Below are 6,000 nucleotides of genomic sequence, written 5' to 3' on the forward strand. Positions count from 1 at the left end.
GGGACATTGTACTTTGCGATCGGCGAATTGCTGATCCGCGCATTTGTCAAACTCGGCACGGGCGTCATTTTTCCCGCCCGCCGCCGGTGATTCACATCTAAGCTTTTTGTTGCATGCGGGTCCCTCACCACAGACAGCTTCTCGCCTTGGCATCTCTCTGGACCGCCCTGCGCCGCTGGGGCGGCCCGGGCCTGCTGGTCCTCGGCGTCATTGACAGCTCGCTCATCCCGACCTTGGGCAGCCTGGACATCTTCAACGCCCTGCTGGCGGCGCGCCATCGCGACCTATGGTGGTTCTACGCCCTGATGAGCACCGTAGGTTCGGTCATCGGCGCATACCTGATGTACCGGTTGGCGAGAAAAGCGGGGATGGGCTGGCTGCAAAGCAAGCTCGGTGAGAAACGCGTTGCCCGCGTTAACTGCATGCTGGAAAAGTATGGAGTGGCTGCCGTGGTGATCGCGGTGATCGCGCCGCCGCCGTTTCCCAGTTCGCCGTTTTTCGTCGCGGCAGGGGCGCTGAAATTTCCGATTCGCAAGTACATGACGGCGGTCGTTGCCGGACGCGCTTTCCGTTACTCCCTGGTTGCCTGGATCGCGTCGCACTACAGCCGGCGCATCATTCGTGTGTTCCGGCATCCGGACCGATATCTGGCCATCACCCTGGGAATCACCGCTGCGCTGGTATTGCTGGCCATCACCGCCGTTGTCATCTGGAGCGACATCGGACGTCAGGTCGAACGGGCGCAGCAGGAAGCGCGGGACAAGCAGGCGGCGGCCAACCTCTGATCAGCGAAACGGCCACACCGCCCACACTTTGCGGTTGAGCGCGTACACCAGCGAGAGCACGACGAAGGAAAAAATCAGCAACACCAGCGCGGTTTGCCCCGCCTGCGCGAACTCCGCCGCCTGCACCCGGTCGTAGATGTCGATCGACACCGTGCGCGTCACGCCCGGAATGTTGCCGCCGATCATCAACACCACCCCGAACTCGCCCACGGTATGGGCAAAGCTCAGCGCAACGCCGGTTACCAGGCCCGGCGCCGACAGCGGCAGAATCACCCGCCAAAACGTTCGCCACGCCGACGCGCCCAGCGTTGCCGAGGCCGCCAGCAGCCGCGTGTCCACCGCCGCGAACGACGCCGCAAAGGGCTGCACCGCAAACGGCAGGCTGTAGAGAATCGACCCGATCACCAGTCCGGTAAAGGTGAACGCCAGCGTGTGCCCGGTCAGCGATTCGTACCATCGCCCAAATGCCGTGCTGTTCCCAAACAGCACCAGCAGGTAATAGCCGAGCACCGTCGGCGGCAGCACCAGCGGAACCGACACCACCGCTTCAATCAGGAATTTCCAGCGCCAGCGCGAGTAGGTAATCCAGTAGGCGATGGGCAGCCCGATCCCCACCAGCACTACGGCCACGATCACCGCCAGTTGCCCGGTCAGGGTGAATGCCTGCCAGTTCATCACCGTTCCCCAGGGATCTTAAATCCATGCCGGCGGAAAATCGCTGCGGCGGCGGCAGACTTCAAGAAACCGACGAACGCTTCCGCCGACTTTTGATTCCGCGATTTTCGCAGCACCACCGCGCCTTGTGTAATCGGCGGGTACGATTCTGGCGGCAGCTCCCACCACTGCCCGGTCTGGGCTAACTCGGGAGCTAGTGCGAACGACAACGGAATGATGCCCACCTGAGCGTTTCCGGAAGCGACGAACTGCGCCGCCTGCGCCACGTTTTCGCCGAGCACCAGCCGGGATTTCAGCGTCTCGTACAACTTGGCCCAGCGCAGCGCGGCGATTGCCGCCTTGCCGTAAGGCGCATGCTCGGGATTGGCGATCGCGATGGCGCGTACTCCGGGCGCAGTCAGGGCCTTGAACTGCAGTGCATGTACATCCAGCGCCGAGGTCTTGGACGCCCACAACACCAGGCTTCCGATAGCGTACGGCGTGAGCGTGCCCAGCACGGCCAAGCCCTGGTTCTCCAACCGGTGCGGATAATCCATATTGGCCGACATGAACACGTCGTACGGCGCGCCGTGTTCGATCTGCGTTGTCAAACTTCCCGACGACCCAAACACCAGCTCCAGCCGCGCTGCGCCGCTTTTTTCGTACTGCGCCGCAATCTCCCGCAGCGCCGACTGCAAGTCCGCCGCCGCCGCCACCGTCAACGTGGTCGTCTGTGCCATCACCGTCACACCCGTCAAAAATGCCATTGCCAACAACAACAGACGCGCCAGTGCTCCAATCCAGCGATACATTCCGACAGGCCCCCTTGTGATCCGCATCATAGACTGTTCCAGTCCAACCCGCGTCGAATGGAAAAGGGATTGTAACCCGACCGCTGCGCTTGCCCGGTTGCGCCCCGGTTCGCCGTTCGGCCGCACGCAAGGCAGGTGTAATCTTTTGTAAATGGGTTGGCGCGACCCCTGTCGCGGCAGTTAAACTTTAGGGTACTCCCGTCGCCCTTATGCTTAGCCCAGAAAGGCCGTTTACTTTGTGCGCATACTGAAGAACAAGTGGACGATTGTGGCCGCGCTGCTGATCGCGGTAGCGCTGTTCGCCGCTTTCGGCCTCAATCGCAAGGACAAGACGCAGTACTTCATCGCCAAGGTCGAGCGCGGCGATATCCGCGAAGTGGTGGACGCCACCGGCACCATCAATGCCGTCACCTCCGTCCAAGTCGGTTCGCAGGTTTCGGGCAACATCTACAAGCTGCACGCCGACTTCAATTCCAAGGTGAAGAAGGGCCAGTTGATTGCCGAGATCGAGCCCTCGCTCTTCCAGGGTGCGCTGCTGCAGGCCAAGGCCGATTACGAAAACGCTAAGGCCAACGTGGCTTCCGCGAAAGCCAACCTGGAGAAAGCCAAGGCCGCGCTGGCGCAGACCAAGGCTGACTACGACCGCACTCTTGGCCTCACCCGACAGGGCGTCATGAGCCAGCAGCAACTCGATCTTGCCAAGGCCAATTACGACTCCGCCGTCGCCGCTGTTTCCGCTGCCGATGCCCAGGTCACGCAGGCCGCTGCTCAGGTCGAACAGCGCAAGGCCGCAGTCTCCGTCGCCCAGACCAATCTCGACCACACCTACATCTACGCCCCCATTGACGGCACCGTGGTCAACCGCGCGATTGACGTAGGCCAGACCGTGGCGGCCTCGCTGCAGGCGCCCACGCTGTTCACCATCGCGCAAGACCTGACCAAAATGCAGGTCTACACCAAGACCGACGAAAGCGATGTCGGCCAGATCCGCGTGGGTCAAAAAGTTTGGTTCAAGGTGGACGCCTTCCCGCGCCAGACCTTCAACGGCGCCGTGTCGCAGGTCCGCATGAACCCGACTACGGTACAGAACGTCGTCACCTACGACACCATCATTGATTTCGACAACCCCGAGCTCAAGCTCTTCCCCGGCATGACCGCTTACGTCACCATCCCGGTGGCGAGCGCGCATGACGTCATAAAACTCCCCAACGGCGCGCTGCGCTACACGCCGGACATGAAGCCGGATGAACTGCGTGCCGTGTTGAGGGAGAACGGCATCGAGGTCGGCGGTGGGCGTCGCCAGCCTGGCCGCCAATCGCAAACTGAAGGACAGCCGGCGCAAGCACCACAAGGACCAGCGCCACCAGCTCAAGCTCAAGCGCAATCCGGCCCGCCAGCTCAGCAACCAGGCCAGGCGCAGGGGCAGTCGCGTGGGGCGGGAATGCGCGCCGGCCAAGGCGCACCCGGCGGCACTCCTGGCGCCGGTTCAACCACCGGCGGCGGCTATCGTGCCGGACAAGGCGGCGAACTGCCCGGCGGCGGCATGAGCGCGCGCCAGGGTCCGCCCACTGATGTCGCCATCGTCTGGAAGCAGTGGCCCGACAAAACCTTGAAACCGGTTCAGGTGCGTACCGGCATCACCGACCACACGGTCACCGAAGTCGTGCAGGTACTGCATGGCGAGCTAAAGGAAGGCGACGAACTGGTCATTGGCGCCAGCAAGAGCGGGTCGCGACCGGGCGCCAGCGGTCCCATGGGCGGCCGCCCGCCGGGACGGTAAGGCCGTCTGGCCGCACCCCCGCAGCGACAACACGCTAGTAGCACAGCACGCAAGAGTCTGTGTAAGAAACGGTCTGCCATGATTGCCGGTGGTACGAAACCGCGACATCGCAGTCCCAGCGGGGCGATTGAGAATAGCCCGCCGCTTCAGCGGCGGGGCATAGCGGGAAAGATCGTCCAGTGCCGTAGGCACGACTGAGGCTTCTCACACAGACTCAGAACTGCTGGATAAGTGAGGAATCGAGTGATCTGAGTACCGTTGGGGACGACACGTTATTATTAAAGTAAACTCTTAGGCTTTCATGGCAACCACCGCTGGCCCCTCCACATCGAAGACGTCAATAACGGCCGCCACCGCTGCCGTAATCCATGTCGAGGACGTCCACAAGTACTACGAGCTTGGCGAAACCCGCGTCCACGCCCTGCGCGGCGTTTCGGTGGAGATCGCTGCCGGCGAGTTCGTCGCCGTCATGGGCGCCAGCGGCGGCGGCAAGTCCACCTTCATGAACATCCTCGGCTGCCTCGACCGCCCCAGCAGCGGGCGCTATCTGCTGGAAGGTATCGATGTCTCCACCCTCAGCAAGCGTGATCTGGCCGCAATCCGCAATCGCAAGATTGGCTTCGTGTTCCAGGGCTTCAACCTGCTGGCGCGCACGACCGCCATGGAAAACGTCGAGTTGCCGACGCACTACGCCCGCATCCCGCGCGAGGAAGCCACGCGCCGCGCCGTCGCCGCACTCGCTCAGGTCGGACTTGCCGATCGTGCCGAGCACTTCCCTTCCCAGCTTTCCGGCGGACAACAACAGCGCGTCGCGATTGCGCGTGCGCTCGTCAATCTGCCCACCATCCTGCTCGCCGACGAGCCCACCGGCAATCTCGACAGCCGCACCGCGGTCGAAATCATGGACATCTTCCAGCGCCTCAACGAAGAGCGCGGTCTCACCATCGTGCTAGTCACGCACGAACCCGACATCGCGCAATTCGCCAAGCGCAACCTGTTCTTTCGCGACGGCAAAATCCGCCGCGACGATTTCCTCAGCAATCGCCCCCGCGCTGCCGAGGTCCTCAAACAAATGCCGCTGCTCGAAGACTAAGCGCTTCCGCCATCCGTGTTGTCGCCCCACTTCTTTAGGGCAGAATTGACGGAAGCGCCGGCCTCTTAGGCTGGCGAATGGGGCTTCCCGGGGACACGGGCTTCAGCCCTGGTCACAGCAACCCTGGAAGAGATCGAATCCGCATCCTTTACCGTCTGACAAGGTAACGATGACGGGTTACACTTCAGAAAATCCCTTGTGTATTTGACGAAACACCCGATAATAAGCTGGCTACTCCGTACTTTCCCGCCCTGATCTCGCTGATTCCTTTCAAGAACAGCATGCAGGAGGTCGCCGTGTCCCTAGTTCGTCTGTCGCTCATTCTTGTCGCGACTTTCACCGCCCTATTGGCCACTGCCCAAAACCTTGCTGTTCCGCCAGTCGCCGAAACATCGGTCTCGAACCGTTTGACTTCGAGCGCATCGTTGCCCCGCCTGATTCGTTTCGGCGGCATCGCGCACAACCCCGACCGCAGCCCGCGCACCGGGACCGTGGGCATGACCTTCGCTTTATATTCCGAGTCGGAAGGCGGCGCGCCCCTGTGGCAGGAAGTACAGAATGTCACCCTCGATGCTGGCGGGCACTACAGCGTCCTGCTGGGCGCCAATTCCAAGGACGGCGTGCCGATGGACCTGTTTACCACGAACGAAGCCCGCTGGCTCGGCGTGCAGGTGGAGCAGGAAGCCGAGCAACCGCGCGTGCTGCTCGTCTCAGTTCCTTACGCGCTCAAGGCCGGCGACGCCGAGACCGTCGGCGGGCACCCGCTGAGCGACTTCGTCATGACGCCAGCCGCCGATGCTTCCAGCGGCTCCAGCGGCAGCACGGCGAGTTCGACCACCGCCGGCGCAAGCACAGTCAAGAAGAGCGCCAACGCGC

6 protein-coding genes are annotated in these 6,000 nt (G+C 62.5%); 4 read left to right on the plus strand and 2 right to left on the minus strand.

Features of this window, described 5'->3' with window-relative positions; translation table 11 throughout:
• The first annotated feature begins 146 nt into the window (after positions 1-146).
• Entirely contained in the window at positions 147-785 is a 639-nt protein-coding gene (locus tag LAN64_01060) for a VTT domain-containing protein (protein ID MBZ5566417.1), read from the plus strand.
• Here the strand turns inward: LAN64_01060 and modB are convergent, their stop codons facing one another.
• Positions 786-1,460 carry a molybdate ABC transporter permease subunit gene (gene modB, locus LAN64_01065; protein MBZ5566418.1) on the minus strand — a complete coding sequence of 225 codons (675 nt, stop codon included), beginning with the start codon at positions 1,458-1,460 and terminating at the stop codon, positions 786-788.
• Positions 1,460-2,206: a molybdate ABC transporter substrate-binding protein gene (gene modA / locus LAN64_01070; protein MBZ5566419.1), complete on the minus strand. Its 747-nt coding sequence runs from the start codon at positions 2,204-2,206 to the stop codon at positions 1,460-1,462. The genes modB and modA overlap by 1 nt, the downstream gene beginning before the upstream one ends.
• Before the next feature lie 283 nt (positions 2,207-2,489).
• Here modA and LAN64_01075 point away from each other — a divergent pair, with 283 nt between their 5' ends.
• From LAN64_01075 to LAN64_01085, 3 genes are all read left to right on the plus strand, one after another.
• On the plus strand, positions 2,490-4,031 hold the full coding sequence (locus tag LAN64_01075; GenBank protein ID MBZ5566420.1) for an efflux RND transporter periplasmic adaptor subunit: 1,542 nt from the start codon (positions 2,490-2,492) through the stop codon (positions 4,029-4,031).
• 301 nt (positions 4,032-4,332) lie between these two features.
• Complete coding sequence (locus LAN64_01080) at positions 4,333-5,124, plus strand: ABC transporter ATP-binding protein (protein ID MBZ5566421.1); 792 nt, start codon at positions 4,333-4,335, stop codon at positions 5,122-5,124.
• A 296-nt stretch (positions 5,125-5,420) separates the two neighbouring features.
• The coding region (locus tag LAN64_01085; protein ID MBZ5566422.1) for a hypothetical protein at positions 5,421-6,000 on the plus strand (580 nt) is incomplete at its 3' end.

This window comes from Terriglobia bacterium, from assembly GCA_020073185.1.
Taxonomy (GTDB): domain Bacteria; phylum Acidobacteriota; class Terriglobia; order Terriglobales; family Acidobacteriaceae; genus JAIQGF01.

Excerpts from the sequence above, each read along its gene's own strand:
- modB (MBZ5566418.1), bottom strand. The coding sequence starts at position 1,460 with ATGAACTGGCAGGCATTCACCCTGACCGGGCAACTGGCGGTGATCGTG.
- modA (MBZ5566419.1), bottom strand. The coding sequence starts at position 2,206 with ATGGCATTTTTGACGGGTGTGACGGTGATGGCACAGACGACCACGTTG.
- LAN64_01080 (MBZ5566421.1), top strand. The coding sequence starts at position 4,333 with ATGGCAACCACCGCTGGCCCCTCCACATCGAAGACGTCAATAACGGCC.